Source organism: Pseudozobellia sp. WGM2, from assembly GCF_017810075.1.
GTDB lineage: Bacteria > Bacteroidota > Bacteroidia > Flavobacteriales > Flavobacteriaceae > JADNYK01.
This window is the reverse complement of record NZ_JADNYK010000005.1, coordinates 186396-208185: the sequence shown is the minus strand read 5'-3', so window position 1 is coordinate 208185 and position 21790 is coordinate 186396. Positions and strand designations below refer to the sequence as shown.

The following is a 21790-nucleotide window of genomic DNA, read 5'->3' as shown; positions in this document are numbered from 1 at the left end:
ATGTTGTTGATTTAGAGAGGGTTATTTTATCTGATTTTTTTAACCACCCAACCTAATTTGAGGTCAAGCATGAGTGAAGTGTTCAAATCTGATTCCGTTATAAAAACTCCAGGCCCAAAGGATACATTCCAATAAAAACCTTTGCTTCTTGTCCGCTGAATACCATAGGTCATAGCTACAATATGATTGTATGAATAGTTTAGATAGTAATCTCCTATTAACGGCCTACCAGAGTAAATTTGATTATTTAAGGCAATATAGTTTCCGCTATTGCCTTCAATTTTCTTCATTTTTGAAAGCCGCCTATTAAAGTTAGTAAAATACCGGTATTCAGCTTGAAAACCATAGAACAGGCCAAATTCAGGGTCTTCATTAAAATTAGTGCCACCTCCAGGAATAAGTAGGGCATCAAAATTAAACGTGCTAGTATTACCTACTCCCAATTCATAGGAAATACCAGGAATAAATGCATTTACCTTTAGGAGCCCTTTTTCTACATTTTTACTTGATTGCGCACTAGTACTACAAATAGCACCCATAAAGAGAGCCCGCAACAAAATTCTTTTCATATAATATAAGTTAAATCGAAAAACAACTACCAACAATTGAGCCAATTGTATTCACCAACTTATTTAAATTTTATAGCAAACAGATATATTATCTTTGTACAAATTATCAGCTATGCATCTTGACAAAATTCCCCAAATAAAACATACCGACAGCAACAATTTTTTCTTACTATCAGGCCCTTGCGCCATTGAAGGTGAAGAAATGGCTCTTCGCATTGCAGAGAAAATTGTCAAGGTTACCGATAAGCTTAAAATACCTTATGTTTTTAAAGGAAGTTTTAAAAAAGCGAACCGAAGTCGTGTCGATTCGTTTACTGGTATAGGCGACGAAAAAGCTTTGAAAATTCTCAGAAAAGTTTCGGAAACTTTTCACGTGCCAACGATTACCGATATTCATCAAGAATCTGATGCCGCCATGGCAGCTGAATATGTAGATGTGTTGCAAATTCCCGCTTTTTTGGTACGCCAAACAGATTTGGTCGTTGCCGCCGCCAAAACAGGTAAGGTGGTCAACTTAAAGAAGGGCCAATTTATGTCGCCTGAAAGCATGAAACATGCCGTGACCAAAGTCATCGATTCTGATAATGAACAAGTATGGATTACCGATCGTGGTACCATGTTCGGCTACCAAGATATGGTTGTAGATTTCAGGGGAATACCTACCATGAAGCAATATGCCCCCGTGGTATTAGATGTTACCCATAGTTTACAACAACCCAATCAAGCCTCAGGTGTTACCGGAGGTCGCCCCAAACTTATTAATACAATGGCTCGGGCTGGAATTGCTGCGGGAGTGGACGGTATTTTTATGGAAACCCATTTTGATCCGGCAAATGCAAAAAGTGATGGGGCGAATATGCTTGATTTGAGTCTGCTCGAAAAACTGTTGGGTAATCTTACCGCGCTTAGGCAAACTGTTAATTCACTCTCTCCAATTTAAGCTCCTTTTCCGTCAATCCGGCATCATTCGAAATTTATTTATAATAATTCTAAATAAGTTTCGAGTTTAGTCATTTCCTTTTACATTTGTATTGTTTTTATTTAGACTAAAACCAAATAGACACAATGCAATTTATGAGAAACATACTTTTTACCACATTAGCCCTACTGACATTTATCTATGGAAATGCCCAATCGGGCACGCTACAGGGGAAGGTAGTTGATGCCAATGACGCCCCCCTACCCTACGTAAATGTTATGATTCAAAACAGTTCGAAAGGTACCACTACAGATGAAAATGGCGTCTACTCTTTTTCTTCGGTACCAAGAAAGAAGGTTACCTTATTATTTTCTTCGATTGGAATGTCATCCGAAAAATTAGTAGTTACCCTATCCACCAATGAAACCACTACGGTACCCACTGTAATTCTTAGCGAAAGGTCGGAACAATTGAATGAGGTTGTTGTTGAGGGCCACCAAAATAAATATGTGCAACGTGAACCCTCACAATCGCTCCGGTTAAAAACCGAACTGGCCAAGCTACCACAAAATATTCAGGTTATAGGTTCTAACTTATTAAAAGACCAACAGGTAACTACCATAATGGACGGGTTGACCCGAAATGTAAGTGGGGTCACCATGTTAGAACATTGGGGCCATTTCGCACGACTTAATATGAGAGGCTTTAGGCTTCCCGCTTTTAGAAATGGTATAAATGTTCAAGACTCTTGGGGGCCATTGGCCGAAGATATGAACACTGTGGAACGTATTGAATTCGTTAAAGGACCTGCCGGATTTATGATGGCCGCAGGGGAACCCGGTGGTTTCTACAATGTAGTTACTAAAAAACCTACTGAAGAATTTATAGCAAATGCCTCTTTTTCAACAGGTAGCTTCGATTTCTATAGAGGCACAGTCGATGTCGGTGGAAAACTCACCGAAAACGGAAAGCTTTTGGGTAGATTAAATTTGATGTATCAGACCACTGATAGTCATCGAGGAAACGAAAACGTGACTCGATATGGTATTGCCCCTTCCGTAACCTATAAATATTCTGAAAAGACTTCGATAACCACCGAAATGAATTTGAAACAGGCAGAATCTTATATTGGCTCGGCATATATTTTTGCACCTGCCGATGCAGGCTATGCAAGTTTAGACAGAGATTTTAAATTCACCAACAATGATTATCCGGTAACCGATATTCAAGAGGTGTCTTTCTTCACGAACCTCGATCATAAATTTTCGGAAAATTGGAGCCTTCACGGTCAGCTTGCCTATTTGAGATACGACCAAGTCGGTAATTCAACTTGGCTAATTTCGATGGCCGAAAATGGTGACGCAATTAGATACACATCAAAATGGGATGCCCTTTCAAGAGGCAAATATGCCCAACTTTACATCAATGGCGAATTCAATACCGGAGCGGTGAAACACAAGGTCATGGGTGGTTTTGACTACAGCGACAAAAGCTACTGGGCCGATTTTTCAGAACTTTCGATTGTAGATACCACAACCCCTTTCAATATTTTTAATCCTGTTTATGGGGAGAGTCCTGCCACTAATTTTGATCGTCGTTTTCCCGTTCAGGAAAGAAATGGAGGAACGCCTTATGGTGCTAGTATTTTACGATCTTTCTACGCTCAAGATGAAATCGGTTTTTTAAACGAAAAAATTAGGCTTACCCTAGCCGGTAGATATTCAAACCTCTACACCCTGGGGCAGACAGAATCTGATGACGTACTTACGCCCAGAATAGGTATTAGCGCTGACATTGCACCATCGATCAGTATATATGCACTGTACGATGAGTCTTTTCTTCCGCAAAGCGGATTTAACTCTTCAGGGGAAATATTGAACAACCCGGTAAACGGTAAAGACATAGAAGGTGGTCTAAAAGGAAACTTTTTCGATGGTCGTTTGCGTACATCACTAGGTGTCTACAAAATAAACAAGAATAAGATTTTAGTGGGTGACCCCGCTTTTCCTAACGATAATTTTAGCATCTACTCTGGCGAAATTGAATCTAAGGGTATAGAGTTCGACCTACAGGGAGAACTTACCGATGGGCTCAATTTAATTCTTAACTACGCCAATACCAATGTCGAAGATAAATCGGGGTCACTGGTCGCAGGGCACTCTAAGCATGTGACCAATGGTTGGCTCAATTATCACTTTAGTCCGTACAGTAAATTGAAGGGTTTTGGAGCTTCTTTAGGTTATCAGTACCAAGCGGACCGGTCTACTTGGGCATGGGCGGCCGATGACCAATCTGATTTACCCAATTATTTTAGAATGGATGGGGCGCTTTCTTGGCAGAACGAAAAGTTCAGGGTTCAGTTAAACGTCAATAACATTTTAGATGAATATTTATATGCCGGCGCCAATTATGGAAGTTACCTCTACTGGCAGTCAGAGCCCGGTATTAACGGAAGAATAACCGTAGCATATTCATTTTGACCTTTTTTAAATCTAAGAATAGACGCTTGAAGTAGAAAAGGTTCATGAGGCTATTCTTATCAATAAAATCGTTATGTGGAGTCTCTTGACCATCTTAATTTTCGTTGGTTTCTTTCTTAATTATGTCGCATCCATGAAGATGAAGTTAGATTCCTTTATAGGTTTATATAAAAGGGTTGGTCAGCGACGAGGTTCATTCAAGATGGTAGGCCTTACATTTTTGATTCTAGCACTTGCCATATGTATCAATCAATTGGGTTATGGTTCAGGGGTTTTTATTTATTTCATATTACTTATGACTTTAGGCAGTCTCATTGTTCTTCTGGCTCCACTAAAACTAATTAGGCCCATACCGATATTTATTTTTATAGCCCTAGTAATTATCACCGAAATTCTCTTTCTATAATGCCAGCGAACACTAAATATCTAAACCCTAAAATTGGTAATCGAATAGCTACCATTAGTGCCGCCATATTAGGTGGTTTTATAGTCTCAATATCAGTACATCTAGCTTTGGCTGTTTGGTTAGATAGAGTTGCGGTTATAATTACCAGCACCTTTACGGCCTTTATTTTATGGGTATTGTTAATGATGGTAGCCTTTATGGGTAAAAGCGGATTAAAAACCTGGGGGATCTATCTTTTGGTCAGCATTATTTTTATAGCGCTTACCTATTGGGGGGGTACAGGTAAATTCTTAAATCGATGAAGAGAAGGGTTTATAACATATTGTTCCATACGCATACCGTGAGCGGAATTGTAATTAGTGTAGCGCTTTACGTTATCTTTTTCGCTGGTTCATTTTCTTTTTTTCGTGACGAAATCACCAATTGGGAACGCGGTCACCATATAGAAATCAATGATGCCCTACCCCAAGATATCGATAGTTATATATCACATATCGCCAGTGAAAATGAGTTACAGGGCAGAGAAATAGAAATCTCGCGTTACTATAACGAGCGTAATATAAATGTAAATTTAAGTGCTTCGGCAGATACCCTTAGTACCGAAGAAACTCAACAGCGAACCAATTTCTACTTAGATACCCATAATCTATCAAAATCTACGCATGCCTCGAATTATGGACTGGGAGAGTTCTTGTATAGGTTACACTTTCTGGATCAGATACCCTACCCCTACGGCAGATATCTTTCAGGCTTTGTAGCTCTCTTCTTTTTATTTGCGCTGTTCACCGGTCTTTGGATCCATTGGGATAAAATAGTTAGTAATTTTTACGTATTCAGACCATGGGCAAAAATCAAAACTATTTGGACGGATGCCCATACCGCACTAGGACTCATCGGCTTTCCGTTTCAATTCGTTTATGCAGTTACCGGTGCATTCTTTTTATTAAAGGGTATTCTCATCTTGCCTACGGTAATGGGTGTTTATAATGGTGATCAAAACAGACTTTTTGAGGAATTGGAATATACCCACCCGGTGTTTGAGTATAAATATGAGTCGCTGCAAGTTAGCCCTAACGTAAACGGTTTAATAAAGCAGACTTTATATGAGTGGGAAGACTTTCAGTTAGGCGAAGTTCATATTTTTAATTACGGAGATACCAATATGCATGTAGCCCTAAGTGGTCATTTGAACTACAAAGATAAATTTAACGGCTACGGCTATCGAATCTATCGATTAAGAGATCAAAAGATCATTGACGAACGTATTCCCGAAAAGAACAATAGATATTTAGATGGTGTAAAAAATGTTCTCTTTCGACTGCACTTGGGTGATTATGGGGGTTTAGGTCTACGTATCGTATCGTTTTGGTTAGGGTTGGTTTCTTGTATCGTAATTCTATCAGGTATCATGATATGGCTAGTGGCCAGAAACAAGAAAAATATTACCGAGAAAAAAAGACGTTTTAATTATCAAGTGGCGAATATATACATGGCCATTTGCCTAAGCATGTTTCCTGTTACCGCACTATCTTTTTTAATGGTCAAATTTTTCGAACCTGAGAAAACACTCATATATAAGGTCTATTTTTTCAGTTGGTTGGCCACGAGTATCTTCTTCATGTTGAAAAAGAACATCAATTACACGAATAGATGGAGCTTGATTTCTGGCGGAATCTTAAGCCTATGTGTACCCATAGCCAATGGTTTCAAAACCGGCTTTTGGCCATGGATAAGTTATTCAAAAGGTTATACTGAAATACTTTTTATTGACCTATTATTTCTATTTCTGGGGCTGTTAGCGCTATGGGTAACATTTTTTAAGCTAAAATCTCAACCAGTCTCCCCAAATTTTAAATAGAGAATTCTTGGTAAGTTATCAAAATTGGTATCATAGCTTTTTGTACTTATAAGAACACCCCTCTATACAAATAGGTCCACTTGACGGGGTTAAAATAAAATAATCGTTTTCAAATTCGATAGTATAGGTTATAAAACCATCAGCATTTTTAAATTTCCGGTCAATCTCATCACAGTCATATTTCAAGCTAAGTTCATTCGACTGTATTATAAATCTACCCTCTGAACATGTATCAAACCTATCTGAACTAAAAGTACCATCTTCAAAAAACTCAAACTCCTCACCATTTTCAACATCGACCCAATATTGAGGCCCACCGGCACTTATATATGCTTCGGTGAGTTTCCACTTACCGATCCACCGACTATTACCTTCCAATGGAGTGCCAAGATTTTTATCGCATGCTATGGTAAAACTTAAAAGCACAACTAAAATCACTAAACGAAAATAAAGTCTCATAAGTCATTCCTTTTCTTTAGAGATGCATTACAAAACATTGGGTTGCGCCAGAAAATGGTTATACACTCTATTATTGACCCTATCTATTTAAAAATTGACCTGAACCGTTTTTACTAATGTAAAAGTCCGTAAAATTCTTAGGTTGTGATTATTACAAATCAAATCTTCAAATATTTATGAGAACTCAAATTGAACATTTCGCAAACAACATACTGGAATATATTCCCGGTATTCTAGGTGCCCTTTTAGTATTATTGATCGGTTGGTTAATTGCCAAGGGCATCAAGTCTCTTGTCGTAAGGTTGCTTAGAAAAACCTCTTGGGACGAACGACTCTTTAAAAACAGTGATGTTGGTGACAGCAATGTCTTTATTGCAAACATTTTCTACTACGTTATAATGATTGTCGTCTTATTGATCGTATTAGAAATTCTTGGTGTAGATCAAGTGCTCACACCATTAGAAAACATGTTGAGCGAATTTCTGTCGTTTATACCCAACTTGATAGGTGCAGGCCTGATAGGTTTTGTCGGCTATCTATTAGCCAAATTTGTGGCCAACCTTATCAATATTGGAGGTGGGTTTTTAGATAAACTGGTCGACCGTACTCAATTTAAGGATACCGACAAAATTGTCAACATTCTTAAGAAAGTTGTATTTATTATCATCTTTATTCCCTTTCTGATCCAAGCTTTCAATGCATTGGAGCTCGATGCCATATCTGGTCCCGCTAATAATATTTTAAGTGGATTTATAGAAATGATTGGTGAAATTATAATCGCATCACTCATCTTGGTTATTTTCATTTGGGGAGGCAAATACTTGGCACAGTTTCTTGAAGACCTATTCAAAAGTTTAGGGCTAGACCGCACCGCTGAAAAGATTCAGATACAGAATATGATCGGCGCAGGCCAATCACTTTCTAAAATCGTAGCCAATCTTATTTACTTCTTCTTAGTGTTTTTTGGTATTACCACTGCGGTAGAAATTTTAGGGCTTACGCAGCTGACGGAAACCCTGAACCAAGTACTTGAGGTAACCGGTCAAATATTATTCGGTCTTGTAATCTTGGCGATAGGTAATTACATTTCCGTTATGATTTACAATACTATGACCAAGTCGGAGAGCAATACCTTTATAGCAGGTATTGTTCGTTATGCTTCTTTAGCGCTATTTATTGCCATTGCACTAAGAACTATGGGCATTGCCAATGAAATTGTAGAACTGGCCTTTGGTCTAACATTGGGCGCCATCGCAGTAGTAGTGGCTTTGAGTTACGGACTTGGTGGAAGAGAGGCTGCAGGAGAGCATTTCAAGGAAATCATTCAAAAATTAAAATCAAACTCAAAAGATAACTCGAATACTCCGAATAAAGAGCGTGGCGAATCTGGCCGTTTAGATTTATAAAAGTCACAAATCAACTTTACGATTAAGCCCCTTTTCAGGGGCTTTTTAAGTTTTATAGTTTTCGGGAAATTAAAAAATGATATCTTGTTTCCTCAAACTAACCGAACTTAAAATATAAACCATGAACCTCAAATTTTTAGGGCTGCCCCTTCTCTTTTCTCTCCTTTGGTCGTGCTCCGAAAAACCAACACAAATAGAAGATAAAAAGCGTCCGAACATTGTTTTTATCATGTCAGACGACCATGCCTACCAAGCCATAAGCGCTTACGATGATAAGCTGATTCAGACCCCGAATATCGATAGACTGGCCCATGAGGGAATGTTGTTTACGAATGCCACCGTGACCAACTCTATATGCGCCCCATCTCGGGCTGTAATTCTTACGGGAAAGCACTCGCACCTCAACGGAAAGATTGACAATAGAATGCCTTTCGATACGACCAATGTCACTTTTCCGCAGCTTTTACAGAAGGCTGGCTATCAGACCGCCATGTTCGGAAAATTACATTTCGGAAATAACCCAAAAGGCTTTGACGAGTTTAAAATTTTACCGGGTCAAGGAGATTATTACAACCCTAAATTTATCACACAAAATGGTGATACGACCATTACCGGCTACGTTACTGATATCATCACCGATTTAACATTGGATTGGATGGAAAAAAGACGGGACACCGCCAAGCCCTTTTTATTGATGTACCTACATAAGGCCCCGCACCGTTCTTGGATGCCAGCAGAACGCCACTATCCTGAGTTTACGACAAAATCTTTTCCCCTTCCGGAAACACTTTTCGATAATTACGAAACACGGGGCACAGCTTCACCTACTGCTGAAATGGGTATCCTGAAACACATGCAGGTTTCATACGACTTGAAAGTGCCGGATAGCATAGCCAAAACCTTGGACATTAAAAACTGGAACCAGATAGGCAACCGTATCGGTAGACTTAATCCGGACCAAAAAACAAAATGGGATGCCGTTTACAATCCTATTGCCGAAGATTTCGCTGAGCGTTTTCCAAATATGAGCGATAGTACGCTCACAGTTTGGAAATATCAGCGCTATATGCAAGACTACCTAGGCACCATTGCCGCTGTAGATGAAAATGTGGGTCGCCTACTGAATTACTTAGATAAAAAGAACCTATCTGAAAACACCTTGGTCGTTTACACCTCTGATCAAGGGTTTTATTTAGGGGAACACGGTTGGTTCGACAAGCGTTTTATGTACAATGAGTCGTTCAAAACTCCCTTACTGATTAAATGGCCTAATGTTATCACCCCCAACACTACTGAAAGTGAAATGGTGCAAAACCTCGACTTTGCACAAACTCTTTTGGAAGCCGCAGGTGTAACTTCTCCATTAGATATGCAGGGTGAAAGTTTACTACCTCTTTTAAAGGGTGAGAAAGAAACTTGGGAACGGGATGCCGTTTACTACCATTATTACGAATACCCGGGAGAACACGCTGTAAAAAGACATTATGGTATTGCAACCCAAGAATTTAAGTTGATTCATTTTTATTATGATGTCGATGAATGGGAATTGTACGACCGCCTGAACGACCCGAACGAAACCAAAAATGTGTATGGACAGCCGGAATATGCGGAAACGGTCAAAGAAATGAAGAGCAAACTACAGGAGGTTAGAACCAAATACAAAGATTCAGATGAGCTGAGCAATGGTTATATCGAGCTCTACAAGACAAATGGGTGGATCGAATAAACTGATGTTATAATGAATCAAATATAAAAATCAGAAGCTGACACTACCTGAGAATTATTTGCGTGTATAAAAACCATTCGCTCTGAGTTCATAAGCCTCGGCGATTACCTCTTGTAGCACGTTATCTTCTATTTCTTTTAACGATGAATACCGTAGAGATTTCACCACTTTACGTTTTTCAGTGGTCATTTTATCTAAATGCTTGGTAAGGTGGGCAGAGTTCCAGAAAGCGATATCGACAAACTTGCCTTTATGCGATGCATTTAGGTAGCAGATAGGGCTTTTGCCTACATAAAAACATGGAATTCTCCATTTATACTTCATTTCGACATCTGGTATCACACGCTGAACGGTCATCTGCAAATGCAATAAAATACTTTTGTAGGGCTCGGGTTGATTTAGAATATATTCTTCCGCAGGGTTCAAAATAAATTGATTTGTTTCAAATATAAACATCCCAAGAGTTCAATTTTAGTATAATTCCAATAAACTTTTTCGAGGTAATAAAAAGGGCCCTAACTATAAAATCAGGACCCATCTAAAGTCGGTCAGTTGTGGTATGTAGCTAATTCAAACCATTATTTGACGAGACATTTTTATGAAAGCATGGCAAGAGTCTTAGCTAATCTTTGATTATTATTCCTCTAACAGGGTTCTGTTGAAATAAAGTACTTCACTAGTAATTTTTCCTTCCTCATCAAAACCATCATTGATGTGCATAGGCAGAACGATTTCTTTTTTATCGGCCTTACGAACAAGATGAAAATTCCACCAAGAGAGTACCGACCTCCCATTATCCAACTCATATTCAAGATAATCGGGGTAACCTATCATTTCAACTTCCTTAATTTCAAAATTGTCCAAAAACTCTTGTCTAACCTCTTTTACCTTGTCTTTAGTGTCAGGAGTGTTAAAATCATCATTGATATTAAAAAATCGAGCATCATCACTATAAAAACTGATGGCCTTATCTAAATCTGAATTTTCAAATGCATACACTGCTTTGCGAACGGTATTAATGTTATCATGGTTTATATAAATCGTACCATTTGAACGTTCAGAGAAACTGTTCAGCATTTCGTCAAAAATACTTGGGTTGAAATAGTGAATAATTGTTTTAATTTTTAGGTCTTTGGTCACCAAAACAAGATCATGTGTAGGCGAAGTGAATTTTACACCGGTCTCTTTATGAATACCTTTGAGCAGGTCCCAGGTTTGCACCCATACCTCATCGTCTTTATTATCTTTTTTATATTCAATAGCATCATAATAGGCCCCTGGAAAAACCTCAATGGAGAAATAGTCAAGTTCGTCATTCCAACGATAAGCGTTTTTAACGTAACGTGCTTTATCCGTGCCTTTAGAAGATAAATTTTCGTCAACCCCTCTATACGACTTAAAATCATCGGTCAAGAGACTGGCAAGTTTGGTGGTATCACCGCTTACAAATGCTTCATTAAATTCAACTACCAAGTCTATGGCCGGGTGTTCTGAATAGACCGTACCATTTTTCTTTTGGGCAAAGGTGATGACCGTGGTCATCAAAACGAGTGTAACTATTACTTTTTTCATTTTTAAAGGGTTTAGGTTATTAATTGGTTTAACTGATTATTTTAAAATTGGTGGGATTAAAGTGTAACCGAGCTGTTGTAGAAATTCAAGTTCATTGAAATAAATATCTTCTTGTACGATTTCGCCATCGCCATTAAAATAGACTGTGGCGTACCCAGTGATTTTAATTTTTTTTCCTGTAGCAGGCATTTGTCGAAACGCACCGGTATTCGTTCCTTTAAACGTCCAATGCGTAAAAAGTTGCTTGTTTTTAATTACGGTAGCATCCGTTGCAAATCGAGCATCAGGGAAGCCTATAAAGTAAGTTTTCATAAAAGCTTGCATTTCATTTCGATCGCCAGCTACTCTAATTCCGTTATGGTTACAGAAATAGTTTTTAGCCAGCACATGGGTAAGAGTATCCACATTCTTCTCATTCCATGAAATATCTATGAAGCTTTTAAAGTTTGTCTGTATAATTCTCTGCTGAGAAGTCGAACTATCGGAAGAAGTTTTGTTATCTTCTTTACAAGACAGATGAAGTATCATAAGAAAAGCTAGTATAAGTTCGCATACTTTCATAACCACCTTTTGCGGGCATGTTTTTCAAATTAACCGGAGGAACTTTATACATTAATTTAAAATGAAACTATCGATTTGTTTCATGCCATGGTAAACCCAAAGGACGAATGGCATCATTTACTGTCCCGATACCCATATATATTTACCGAACCAAATTTCATCGGAATGTTGTACATTTAGATACTCGCATAATTTCCCCCGATGTGTAGGAGTCCGAACCATGGGGATAATTTTCCAAAAGACCGTTTTTCTCTTAGCCTTTACCGTCGTAAATGGAGGTTTGTCCTTTTCCCAGAATTTAGAGCTGTACACTGAAAAATCGTACAAAAGAGTGTTCGTCGATACTGATAACTTTGGTGCATCTTATCTCGACATCCTTGAAAACACCTATCCTGAAGTACGTCAAGACTCGATCCGGTTTTCAATGCTAAACGACCTAGCATACTATTGGCATACCAGAAATTTGAGCAAAGCGATGGATTTTACAAAAATCGGTCTCCGCCTAACCGCAAACGGTAAAAATAAATTATGGGAAGGTCGCTTTCAGGTTACCGAAGCTGCAATTTTACTGAGAATGGAAAAGCTAGATGAGGCTGAAAAAATTCTCAAAAGTGCAATGACAAAAGTGCAAGAACAAGATTTGCCTCATCTATACACCCAATTAGGCTACGTTTATGAAAGACGGGGAATTTTAGGAAAAGCTGCGGACTATGCGCTAGAAGCCTTAAAGGTCGGGGAGAAGTTGAGTGATAAACGGGCCATAGCTATGGCCTATAGCGATTTAAGCAACCTCTTTTGGAAACAGGAAAAATATGATGCGGGTCTTGAGTACGGCCTTAAATCATTAGCGCTCTACGAAGAGCGCGGTATCAACGATCTCGATTATGATTTCACTCTCTTTGTAGTGGCCAGCAACTATTTATCATTAGAAGAGCATGAAAAGGCATTGAATTATTTACGACATTCCATTACCATTGGCGAACGCTATGGTTTTTACAATAACCTAAGTGATGCCTACATCGTAATGTTAGAAGTGTACGCCAATCTGAACGAACTTGAAGAGGCAGAAAAGGCCGGCATCAATGCGTTGAAGTATGCAGAATTATTGGATAACAATTTTATGGTCATGCGAAGTTGGTTATCGCTAGGCAAGGTCAAGAACCTACAAGGCCACTATAGTTTGGCCATCGACCATTTAAAACAATCGATTACTACGGCAACTGATAACTTCGGAGATGCTTTTCACTTGAGTATGGCTTATGAAGCACTGGGAAGGGCCTATGCCGGAAATCACCAATACAAAGAAGCCTACAGGGCTTTTGCGCAATATGATACACTCAAAGAAACTGTTTTTACGGCTGAGGCCGATAATAGAATATCGTTACTAAGAACTGAATTTGAAGTAGCGGATAAAGAAAATAAAATCCGCTCTCAAGAAGTCTTTATATCCAAACAACAAACCACTCAAAAGTTAATTATAGTTATAACCGGACTGCTATTTTTACTGCTCTTGCTTGCCTATAAAACCATCCAAAATAAATTTAAGGTCAACAAAATACTGAAAAAGCAAAACGAAGAAAAAGAGTTCTTGCTCAAAGAAATACATCATAGGGTAAAGAACAATCTTGAAATAGTGTCAAGTTTACTATCACTTCAAGCTGCACGTATCGACAATGTAGATATACTGTCGGCCATGAACGAAAGTCAACATAGGGTGCAAAGTATGGGGCTGATACATCAAAAATTATATACGGGTGAAAATTTAGCGGCCGTCGAGATGAAGAGTTATTTTTTAAAGTTGGGCGAATATATCATCGATGCCTACGGAGCTAGTGACCTTGTCGAATTAAATGCAGATATGAAACCGCTCGAACTAGAAGTTGATATGGCCATACCTGTGGGGCTTATTGTTAACGAGCTGTTTACCAATTCTCTAAAATACGCCTTCCCTGATGGAAGAAAGGGTAAAATTACCATCAGTCTTAAAGAGGTAGGTTCTAAACTTAGATTAGATGTGATAGACAATGGTATTGGCAAACCACTTGAGGTTCAGAATAACGGTACGGGGTTCGGTACACAGTTGATAGAACTGCTTACCAAACAGCTTGACGGCAAAATATTGCTAAACGTAAATAAGGGAACAGCAATATCCATTCAATTTCAACTTACTAAAGCTGCATGACCATGCAAGACAAAATTAGAATACTTATAGTGGAAGATGATATGATTATTGCTGCAAATATCTCATTACAGCTTTCCACTTTAGGTTATGAGGTCATAGGTGTCGTTGCTCGAGGTGAAGAAGCTATCGTGTTTGCCGAAAAAAATGCACCTGATATACTGTTGTTAGATATTAACCTTAAAGGAAAAATTGATGGTATTCAAACTGCTAGCGCCATTCAGCAGATTAGAAATACCCCCATTATTTATTTAACCGCCAATGCAGATGAGGCCACCTTTGCCAAAGCGAAAAAAACCAAACCTAAAGCATTTATTACCAAACCCTTTAATAAATTAAATCTGCATAGAACAGTTGAATTGGTCGCTGACCAGTTAAATAGAGAACAGCCCCTTGATCAGACGTCTTTCTCTGAATTGAATGTTATGGATGACCGTATATTTATAAGGCATAACGGGCAGATGCAAAAATTGTTATTTGATAACATTCATTATATAGTGGCCGACCGAAACTATTGTTGTTTAAAAACAAACTCCGGAAGTTTTGTTTTGAGCTACCCCCTTAAGACACTGCAAGAACGCCTGCCAGCTTCCAATTTTATACGGGTTCATCGCTCTTATATTGTAAACATTATGAAGCTTGACTCTATTGCCGACGACCACTTGGTGATCAACAAAAAGTCGGTACCCCTAAGCAAATCATATAAAACGACTTTGTTCAACCGAATACAAACTATTTAAATGCGTTAATTAAAGTTGTCTTAAACAACTTGAGGCTGGGTCTACAAAGTGTATCAAATGTATATTTTTGCAACAAGTAGAAAATTTTACTTGTATGCAGCCAGTACCGAAGAAGCTTGTTTTAAAAGCGTCACTTATAATATTTACACTTCTTACCCTACCAACTTGCGGTCAAGCTCAAGACAATATTGAGAAAGATTGGATTTTTAAGAACAGTAAAAGCCTCTCTGAACTTTGGGAACTTGATGATGCCCACCACCGAGGCACCTTTTTGGTTACCTCTTATAAACCCGTTTATTTTATGGTCGGTAAATTTTCTTCGGATACGAATAAGAACCCTCGCAGCGAGAACCTTGAAAATACCTTACCAGAACCTGTTGACCTCAACGTGGTTGAATCAAAATTTCAACTCAGCCTCAAAACTAAAGTTTTTCATGATGTACTCTGGGGCAGGGCCGATGTATGGGCTGCTTTTTCACAACGGGCATATTGGCAGATTTACAACAAAAAATTATCTAGACCTTTTAGGGAAACCAATTATGAACCAGAGATTATACTGAATTTTCCATTGAACTATTCTTTGTTAGGTTTTGATGGAAAAATGGTCGGCGGGGCTTTTATTCATGAAAGTAACGGAAGGTCGGATCCGATTTCAAGAAGCTGGAACCGTTTGAGCTTTCATGCAGGTCTTGAGCGCGGACCATGGCAAATCATGCTTAAAAATTGGTTTCGATTGGGAGGAAGCAACGACGACAACCCTGAGATTTCAGACTATATAGGCAGAGCCGAAGCTCAGGTAAGCTACGATTTAGGGCGACAGCGTTTTTCTGCCATCGGAAGACACTCCATGAAATTTGGCGCGAAAAGTAGAGGAAGCGTACAGCTGAACTGGACTTTCCCTATTGTCAAAAATTTTAGCGGACATATTCAGGTTTTTGATGGGTATGGTGAAAGTTTAATTGATTACAACCACCGACAGACCACCATCGGGCTTGGGGTTTCGCTGATCAATTAACCATTACTTAACCTGATGGCCATCGATTATACCTTTCAAAATTGGGCATTTTCTTTACATTTGGCAAAAACCAATTACCATGAAAAACCAATTGCTCTCTTTCATTATTATTTTCACCATCTTTAACCTAACTGCTCAAGACCACTCCCACGCAGGTGCACAACCCCTCACCTACCCAAATATAGAAGGCTACAGAACCTTAAAAGTCGATTTGCATATGCATACGGTCTTCTCCGATGGTAATGTCTGGCCGACCATTCGGGTGCAAGAAGCGCTTCGTGAAAATTTAGATGCTATTTCTTTGACCGAACATTTAGAGTATCAACCCCACTCAGAAGATATTCCACACCCTGACCGAAACCGTTCTTATGAGCTGGTCAGGGCGATGAAAGAAGCCGAAGAACATGGCCTTATGATAATTCACGGTTCAGAAATCACCAGGTCAGCCCCGGTAGGTCACAACAATGCGGTTTTTATTCAAGATGCCAATAAATTGCTGGTCGACAAGGCCGAGAAATCTTTCTCAGAGGCGAAAAAACAAAATGCTTTTGTCTTTTGGAACCACCCCGCTTGGTACGCCCAGACCCCGAAAGGCAACCCTATACTCAGCGATTTTCAAAAAAAGCGTATTGAAAAAGGGGAATTACACGGTATCGAAGTCATCAATACCACCGATTACGCCGAAGAATCACTTGCTTTGGCCTTAGAACATAATTTAACGATTATGGGAACCAGCGATATTCACGGACTCATCGATTGGGATTATACCGAGAAAGGCAACCATCGCCCCATTACTTTGGTCTTTGCCAAAGAAAAGAGCCAAGCAAGCTTACAAGAAGCATTGTTCGCAGGTCGAACGGTTGCCGTCTATAACGATTTATTGGTAGGAAAGGAAGAATATCTAAAACCATTAGTAAAGGCCAGTATTGAAATCGTAAAGGCTACCTATATCAACAAGACCCAGATTATGGAGGTAGAACTCAAAAACAACAGTAGTAGCGACCTACTCTTCGAAAATGAGATGGAGTACACTTTCTACAGTAGTTCTCCTGTTTTTGAAATTGAAGCCGGCAAGACCAAAAAACTGATGATCAAAACTTTGGAAGCCAAAGAGAGCATCACCTTACAACTAAAAGCCCTAGGCTGCTATACGGCCCCAAAAATTCACCCGGTAATTGAATGGAATATAGAAGTGAACTAAGCCCTTATATTTTAGTGAATTCTAAAATCGGCTTTGGAAAATCGGCCTCGATCAAACTGTAATATCGGTGTGGTGTGGTGTTCGATATTCCGATACTACGGCCCTCAACGTCAATATCAAATTGAAAGCATGAAAAATCGACTGAAGAATCGGGATCTAAACGGGAAATAAGAAACTTGACAATTTTAGGTCTTAATTTGTATTCTAGCTCGACACAATAATGATGTAAGGTTTCCTCAACTTCATCACCCAAAATCCAGTTGATTGTCATAGTTTTCGTTTTAAGAAGCCATGCAAGATATTTAAAACTTTACATTAAATTTACAATTAATCAATGAAAATTTTACTTTGTAGGTTTTATCGGATAAGTTAATCACCAAATACACCTAACGATTCGCCACTTGAACTATGGGCGTATAAATTATTAAGATTTAATAAGCCGAAAAATTTGATTTACATAACTCTCAACAAATTAGCAACAGTGAAAAACGTCATTATCTTCTTTTTTACCTTTTCTTGTCTACTAACGGGATGTAAAACTGAAATGTCTGAAAAGGAAAAGCCGATGAACGTACTTTTCATCATAGTAGATGATTTGACTACCACGGCACTTTCTTGCTATGGTAACGATTTGAAAATCAGTCCGAATATAGATAAGCTGGCACAAGAAAGTGTGCTTTACACCCGTGCCTATAGCCAATACCCTGTCTGCGGGCCTTCCCGGGCTTCCATGTTATCGGGCTATTATCCCAACGCGACCACCACCTATGGCTATGTGAGCGGCAGGGAAAATATTGGACCGGACAGAAAAATGCTTCCCGAGCTTTTTAAGGAGAACGGATATGTTTCCGCTCGCGTAAGCAAGATTTACCATATGGGCGTACCCGGGGATATTGAAAAAGGAAGTGATGGCAAAGATGACCCTGCTTCATGGAACGAAAAGTTTAATAGCCCTGGGCCCGAATGGAAAGCGAAGGGTGAGGGCGAATTGGTTCAAGGTAACCCTGATGGGGCACTACCTGTGAAAGGCGGAAATGTAATGACCATTGCAAAGGCCGAAGGGGACGATTTAATCCATTCAGATGGAAAAACTGCCAAGAAAGCAGTTGAATTGCTTAAAAAATATAGGGACACCAGCTTTTTTCTTGCCGTAGGATTTGTAAGGCCGCACGTACCTTTTGTAGCACCCAAAACCTATTTTGAGCCTTACCCTTATGAGGGAATGGAGCTCCCCAAAAAGGTGAAAGGTGACTGGGATGACATTCCCGAGCGTGGCATTAATTACGTGACTTCCGTGAACGGCAAAATGAGTTTGGAACAACAGAAAAAGGCTTTATCCGCCTACTATGCTTCCGTATCGTATATGGATGCTCAAGTGGGGAAGGTTTTAGATGCCGTAAAAACCGAGGGCTTAGATGAAAATACTATTGTGATCTTTACCTCAGACCACGGTTTTCATTTAGATGAGCATGATTTTTGGATGAAGGTAAGCTTGCACGAAGAATCTGTACAAGTACCCCTATTGATCAAAGTACCGGGAAAGGAAGCCGCAGTCTGTCATTCGTTCGCCGAATTGATCGACCTATATCCTACCCTTGCCGAGCTGACGCAAATAAAACATTCCCCTACTTTACAGGGGAAATCTTTGGTTAAAAGTTTGAACGATCCCACCAGTGAAGTACGAGATATGGCCTTTTCTGTATCGCAAGGCGGAAAATCGTTTTTACTCAGAAATGACGATTGGGCATTTATTCAATATGATGAGGATGCCGCTTCGGGTATCGAACTTTACGATATGAACAAAGACCCCAAACAGTACACCAATTTGGCTAAAAATCCTGTCTATGGGGATACCGTAGCCTTCTTTCAAACAAAGCTTAAAGAAAAATTGGAAGCCGTACGAACAAATGATTTAGAGATTGAGTATGGAGGTTAGTAGTTAGTAGTTAGTAGTTAGTAGTTAGTAGTTAGTAGTTAGTAGTTAGTAGTTAGTAGTTAGTAGTTAGTAGTTAGTAAAATATAAATTGCTGAATACAAATAATCATATTTTCTACTGGATGTTGTTCGTGAATAGGACGCAACACACACTTGGCCAACCACTTTTTCATCGCCTTGCCATTCATTTATTTGGACAAGCCCATCACGGACAAAGGGAAAATTTCCCATTGAAGCGCGGGAAATGTCGGTCCCCACTTTTGAACATCGTCAGTGGCAGAACGGCCTCATAAAATTGGACGACTAGAACGCAAAGTAAAGGAGCGTTCAAATTATCCGTTTGTGGGGAATTGAAACGAAGTTTCAAGAAGTTAGGAGAATTTAGCGACCGTACGAAGCGTTCCGTCCTAATTTTATGCAGCCTTGAATTTTTGCTTCGTTTTGTTTCAAGACAAAATGAAGGATGAGAAGAATTCAGTTTCCAATAAAACACTAGGCTGATTTATTCTTTTTTCCAATCCACGCTTTTTCATACCCGCAGCGCCAGAAAGCTTTTGCCAGGGCAAAGAGGTTTACCCAACATTACGATAACAGTGGCAAAACGGCCTCATAAAATTGGACGACTAGAACGCAAAGTAAGGGAGCGTTCAAATTATCCGTTTGTGAGGAATTGAAACGAAGTTTCAAGACCTAATAAAGAGAAACCCAAAACTAATTCTTACCCTCTACATAGTCCTGTAAATAAGAAAACCTAGGCGTTAATTTTCCATTTTGGGTCATGCGGCCCCTTTCTAGCACTCCGTCTTTATCTCCGTTGAAAAAAGCGGGAATCACATTTTTTACAAAGGCTTCTCCGAAACCTTCACTGGCATCTTTGGGCAATTCGCAAGGTAAATTATCGACCGCCATAACCGCAATGGCATTCTCGTGCTTGAAATCGACTTCTTTTTCGGTAAGTGGGTCGTAGCCATAAATAGGTTCGGCAATCGTAGAAGGTTTGATTGTGGAGGCCACAGGGCCGTCAATATCACAGCTCACATCAGCCACTACCTTGATTTTAAAATCGGGATGCTTGGCATCTTCTCGAGTATACAGATATGGGGCGCCCTGCCCGTAAAAATGACCTGCGATATAGAAATTGGTCACTTCTGTGAAGCGGTGAAAATTTGATTTATACTCCTGCGGATTAGCAAAAAAATCGGCCTTATTGCCACGTACCCCGTCTTTACGTTTGTTGTACTCCGAGGCATCGATTTGGCAATAAACAGCTTCGTTAAAATCATCTTTAAGGTACTCTGCAACATTTACCTTTTTAAGCCCCATGGCATCGAGCATTTCTTTTGATCCGTTACCTACCCTACCCTTACCGGTCAATAATATTTTGATATTCGGCAGGGTTATTTTTCTAAGCTCGGCAATCAATGCTTTTTGATCGGGCAAAGTTTCTGCCTTAGGCAACTTAAAACTATCATATTTGAGTCCGAATGCCCGAAAACCGTTATAGGCCCCAACGATACCGGCATATCGGCCAAAGGCCACTAACCGTTGCTCGTTTTGGTCGGTGATCACCTCATGGTCGTAGAGTTCGATGTTCTTTTCGAGAACGGCCTGCAACAGGTCACGATTGTACGGTTGCTTTTTGATGGTGTGGGAGAAGAAAAAGTATTTTTTATTCGGAACTAGGTGTTCGATAGGCACTTCTTTCACACCAAGAAGCACATCGCATTCTTCCATCTTTGAGGCGACCTCGATACCTGCATTTTGATAATCGGTATCGGAATAGGTTCTTATAGGCGAGGGTTCTACGATAATTTCGGCCTTCTTGAATTTTTTAACGACTTTTTGGCAGGCTGTGGGAGACAGCACCACACGCCTATCGGGCGGATTTTTACGTTCTTGAATGATTCCGAATTTCATAAACGGGCTTTGGTATAAATTTTGCCTAAATTACTCGGAATTGCGGCAGTGGACAAACTTTTTGCTAGCTTTGCCGTCTTCTTATAAAATTATAAGGGTGGTTGTCTTTTAGAGATTGATTTCAACGAGGCGACCCGCGTTAGGGATAGTAGCGGTTACCCCGCAGGACGAATGCGGCCGAGGAGTAAAAGCGAATAGCCCGACCCTTTTGAGGCTCGACCGAGAAAGGGAAACGCCCATACTGCAATTGCGCTAAGTGCAACGAAGTAGTTCTTTGAAAATAAAATGGGTAACCGGCAGATTATGATTTGCCAGCTCATTATGGGGCCGACTGGTTTTGACAGCGAGACCAATGGCAATGTAAGCATGTCGAGCGCTGGGGTACAGCTCGTTAATATCATACTTCACACTTTTTAATTGGCGAATCTAATTACGCTCTTGCCGCGTAACCTGAATTATAGTAAGGTTATGCCTCGTTCCGACAAGGTCGGAAAGCGAGATGTCTCTGAACAGCCCTTGTTGACGGCGGTTCATCTAGAGGCACCATAAAAGTCAACACAAGGGCAGCGTAGCTTCGGCGTTGCCACCAAAACCTTAAGAAGCTAAGTGTATGTTAGGCCGTTTCCGGTCAGGCATGCATCGAAAATTAATCGGAAACTAAACATGTAGAAAGCTTTGACGTTGCTTGTTTGGACGAGGGTTCGAATCCCTCCGGCTCCACGATCACTCACAACTGCGTTGTGAATAAAAACAGAATAGACCCAACAAGTTTACTTGATTGGGTCTTCTTGTTTTTGGACACCTGTCTTAAAAAGACAGGCAGTTGTATTTGCAGGACTGAAGACTT

The 21790-nt window shown here is 39.7% G+C and carries 19 protein-coding genes and 1 other RNA gene; 13 read left to right on the top strand and 7 right to left on the bottom strand.

The window, feature by feature from the left end; translation table 11 throughout:
- Nucleotides 1–26: 26 nt before the first annotated feature.
- Nucleotides 27–569, bottom strand: a complete 543-nt coding sequence (locus tag IV512_RS13545) for a hypothetical protein (protein ID WP_209404253.1) — start codon at nt 567–569, stop codon at nt 27–29.
- 112 nt (nt 570–681) lie between these two features.
- Here IV512_RS13545 and kdsA point away from each other — a divergent pair, with 112 nt between their 5' ends.
- The 5 genes from kdsA to IV512_RS13525 all read left to right on the top strand — a co-directional run bounded on the left by kdsA (nt 682) and on the right by IV512_RS13525 (nt 6232).
- Nucleotides 682–1509 carry a 3-deoxy-8-phosphooctulonate synthase gene (gene kdsA, locus IV512_RS13540; RefSeq protein WP_209404251.1) on the top strand — a complete coding sequence of 276 codons (828 nt, stop codon included), beginning with the start codon at nt 682–684 and terminating at the stop codon, nt 1507–1509.
- Nucleotides 1510–1643: 134 nt separating this feature from the next.
- Complete coding sequence (locus IV512_RS13535; protein WP_209404249.1) at nt 1644–3968, top strand: TonB-dependent siderophore receptor; 2325 nt, start codon at nt 1644–1646, stop codon at nt 3966–3968.
- A 73-nt stretch (nt 3969–4041) separates the two neighbouring features.
- Entirely contained in the window at nt 4042–4374 is a 333-nt protein-coding gene (locus IV512_RS20065) for a DUF3325 family protein (protein WP_371743299.1), read from the top strand.
- A complete protein-coding gene (locus tag IV512_RS13530; RefSeq protein ID WP_209404247.1) occupies nt 4374–4676 on the top strand; it encodes a hypothetical protein in 303 nt (100 codons plus the stop codon). Before IV512_RS20065 ends, IV512_RS13530 begins: the two co-directional genes overlap by 1 nt.
- Complete coding sequence (locus tag IV512_RS13525) at nt 4673–6232, top strand: PepSY domain-containing protein (RefSeq protein WP_209404231.1); 1560 nt, start codon at nt 4673–4675, stop codon at nt 6230–6232. The genes IV512_RS13530 and IV512_RS13525 overlap by 4 nt, the downstream gene beginning before the upstream one ends.
- Before the next feature lie 30 nt (nt 6233–6262).
- Here IV512_RS13525 and IV512_RS13520 read toward each other — a convergent pair whose 3' ends face one another.
- Nucleotides 6263–6691, bottom strand: a complete 429-nt coding sequence (locus IV512_RS13520) for a hypothetical protein (RefSeq protein ID WP_209404229.1) — start codon at nt 6689–6691, stop codon at nt 6263–6265.
- Between the two features lie 176 nt (nt 6692–6867).
- Here IV512_RS13520 and IV512_RS13515 point away from each other — a divergent pair, with 176 nt between their 5' ends.
- The gene (locus tag IV512_RS13515) at nt 6868–8097 is read left to right on the top strand and encodes a mechanosensitive ion channel (protein WP_209404227.1); all 1230 of its coding nucleotides are present in this window, start codon (nt 6868–6870) and stop codon (nt 8095–8097) included.
- Between the two features lie 121 nt (nt 8098–8218).
- A complete protein-coding gene (locus tag IV512_RS13510; protein ID WP_209404225.1) occupies nt 8219–9823 on the top strand; it encodes a sulfatase in 1605 nt (534 codons plus the stop codon).
- Nucleotides 9824–9877: 54 nt separating this feature from the next.
- Here IV512_RS13510 and IV512_RS13505 read toward each other — a convergent pair whose 3' ends face one another.
- From IV512_RS13505 to IV512_RS13495, 3 genes are all read right to left on the bottom strand, one after another.
- Nucleotides 9878–10279 (bottom strand): DUF1801 domain-containing protein, encoded by a 402-nt coding sequence (locus IV512_RS13505; protein ID WP_371743298.1) that lies wholly within the window; start codon nt 10277–10279, stop codon nt 9878–9880.
- A 180-nt stretch (nt 10280–10459) separates the two neighbouring features.
- Nucleotides 10460–11395 (bottom strand): nuclear transport factor 2 family protein, encoded by a 936-nt coding sequence (locus IV512_RS13500; RefSeq protein WP_209404223.1) that lies wholly within the window; start codon nt 11393–11395, stop codon nt 10460–10462.
- Nucleotides 11396–11431: 36 nt separating this feature from the next.
- Nucleotides 11432–11923 carry an ester cyclase gene (locus IV512_RS13495; protein ID WP_209404221.1) on the bottom strand — a complete coding sequence of 164 codons (492 nt, stop codon included), beginning with the start codon at nt 11921–11923 and terminating at the stop codon, nt 11432–11434.
- A 253-nt stretch (nt 11924–12176) separates the two neighbouring features.
- On the opposite strand from IV512_RS13495, the gene IV512_RS13490 reads away from it, so the two are divergent.
- From IV512_RS13490 to IV512_RS13475, 4 genes are all read left to right on the top strand, one after another.
- The gene (locus tag IV512_RS13490) at nt 12177–14138 is read left to right on the top strand and encodes a sensor histidine kinase (protein WP_209404219.1); all 1962 of its coding nucleotides are present in this window, start codon (nt 12177–12179) and stop codon (nt 14136–14138) included.
- 2 nt (nt 14139–14140) lie between these two features.
- Entirely contained in the window at nt 14141–14875 is a 735-nt protein-coding gene (locus IV512_RS13485) for a LytTR family DNA-binding domain-containing protein (RefSeq protein WP_209404217.1), read from the top strand.
- A gap of 94 nt (nt 14876–14969) precedes the next feature.
- Nucleotides 14970–15890 carry a phospholipase A gene (locus IV512_RS13480; protein ID WP_209404215.1) on the top strand — a complete coding sequence of 307 codons (921 nt, stop codon included), beginning with the start codon at nt 14970–14972 and terminating at the stop codon, nt 15888–15890.
- A gap of 79 nt (nt 15891–15969) precedes the next feature.
- Nucleotides 15970–17091 carry an Sb-PDE family phosphodiesterase gene (locus IV512_RS13475; protein WP_209404213.1) on the top strand — a complete coding sequence of 374 codons (1122 nt, stop codon included), beginning with the start codon at nt 15970–15972 and terminating at the stop codon, nt 17089–17091.
- Between the two features lie 4 nt (nt 17092–17095).
- On the opposite strand, the gene IV512_RS13470 is transcribed toward IV512_RS13475, so the two are convergent.
- Nucleotides 17096–17362 carry a hypothetical protein gene (locus tag IV512_RS13470; protein WP_209404212.1) on the bottom strand — a complete coding sequence of 89 codons (267 nt, stop codon included), beginning with the start codon at nt 17360–17362 and terminating at the stop codon, nt 17096–17098.
- A gap of 273 nt (nt 17363–17635) precedes the next feature.
- Between IV512_RS13470 and IV512_RS13465 the strand changes: the two genes are divergently transcribed.
- Nucleotides 17636–19027, top strand: coding sequence for a sulfatase (locus IV512_RS13465; RefSeq protein WP_209404210.1), 1392 nt, complete (start codon nt 17636–17638; stop codon nt 19025–19027).
- Nucleotides 19028–19737: 710 nt separating this feature from the next.
- On the opposite strand, the gene IV512_RS13460 is transcribed toward IV512_RS13465, so the two are convergent.
- Nucleotides 19738–20943, bottom strand: a complete 1206-nt coding sequence (locus IV512_RS13460; RefSeq protein ID WP_209404208.1) for an NAD(P)-dependent oxidoreductase — start codon at nt 20941–20943, stop codon at nt 19738–19740.
- A gap of 323 nt (nt 20944–21266) precedes the next feature.
- Between IV512_RS13460 and ssrA the strand changes: the two genes are divergently transcribed.
- Nucleotides 21267–21666, top strand: a transfer-messenger RNA (tmRNA) gene (gene ssrA / locus IV512_RS13455).
- Nucleotides 21667–21790: the final 124 nt, after the last annotated feature.

Excerpts from the sequence above, each read along its gene's own strand:
- IV512_RS13545 (WP_209404253.1), bottom strand. The coding sequence starts at position 569 with ATGAAAAGAATTTTGTTGCGGGCTCTCTTTATGGGTGCTATTTGTAGT.
- kdsA (WP_209404251.1), top strand. The coding sequence starts at position 682 with ATGCATCTTGACAAAATTCCCCAAATAAAACATACCGACAGCAACAAT.
- IV512_RS13535 (WP_209404249.1), top strand. The coding sequence starts at position 1,644 with ATGAGAAACATACTTTTTACCACATTAGCCCTACTGACATTTATCTAT.
- IV512_RS20065 (WP_371743299.1), top strand. The coding sequence starts at position 4,042 with ATGTGGAGTCTCTTGACCATCTTAATTTTCGTTGGTTTCTTTCTTAAT.
- IV512_RS13530 (WP_209404247.1), top strand. The coding sequence starts at position 4,374 with ATGCCAGCGAACACTAAATATCTAAACCCTAAAATTGGTAATCGAATA.
- IV512_RS13525 (WP_209404231.1), top strand. The coding sequence starts at position 4,673 with ATGAAGAGAAGGGTTTATAACATATTGTTCCATACGCATACCGTGAGC.
- IV512_RS13520 (WP_209404229.1), bottom strand. The coding sequence starts at position 6,691 with ATGAGACTTTATTTTCGTTTAGTGATTTTAGTTGTGCTTTTAAGTTTT.
- IV512_RS13515 (WP_209404227.1), top strand. The coding sequence starts at position 6,868 with ATGAGAACTCAAATTGAACATTTCGCAAACAACATACTGGAATATATT.
- IV512_RS13510 (WP_209404225.1), top strand. The coding sequence starts at position 8,219 with ATGAACCTCAAATTTTTAGGGCTGCCCCTTCTCTTTTCTCTCCTTTGG.
- IV512_RS13505 (WP_371743298.1), bottom strand. The coding sequence starts at position 10,279 with ATGTTTATATTTGAAACAAATCAATTTATTTTGAACCCTGCGGAAGAA.
- IV512_RS13500 (WP_209404223.1), bottom strand. The coding sequence starts at position 11,395 with ATGAAAAAAGTAATAGTTACACTCGTTTTGATGACCACGGTCATCACC.
- IV512_RS13495 (WP_209404221.1), bottom strand. The coding sequence starts at position 11,923 with ATGATACTTCATCTGTCTTGTAAAGAAGATAACAAAACTTCTTCCGAT.
- IV512_RS13490 (WP_209404219.1), top strand. The coding sequence starts at position 12,177 with ATGGGGATAATTTTCCAAAAGACCGTTTTTCTCTTAGCCTTTACCGTC.
- IV512_RS13485 (WP_209404217.1), top strand. The coding sequence starts at position 14,141 with ATGCAAGACAAAATTAGAATACTTATAGTGGAAGATGATATGATTATT.
- IV512_RS13480 (WP_209404215.1), top strand. The coding sequence starts at position 14,970 with ATGCAGCCAGTACCGAAGAAGCTTGTTTTAAAAGCGTCACTTATAATA.
- IV512_RS13475 (WP_209404213.1), top strand. The coding sequence starts at position 15,970 with ATGAAAAACCAATTGCTCTCTTTCATTATTATTTTCACCATCTTTAAC.
- IV512_RS13470 (WP_209404212.1), bottom strand. The coding sequence starts at position 17,362 with ATGACAATCAACTGGATTTTGGGTGATGAAGTTGAGGAAACCTTACAT.
- IV512_RS13465 (WP_209404210.1), top strand. The coding sequence starts at position 17,636 with ATGTCTGAAAAGGAAAAGCCGATGAACGTACTTTTCATCATAGTAGAT.
- IV512_RS13460 (WP_209404208.1), bottom strand. The coding sequence starts at position 20,943 with ATGAAATTCGGAATCATTCAAGAACGTAAAAATCCGCCCGATAGGCGT.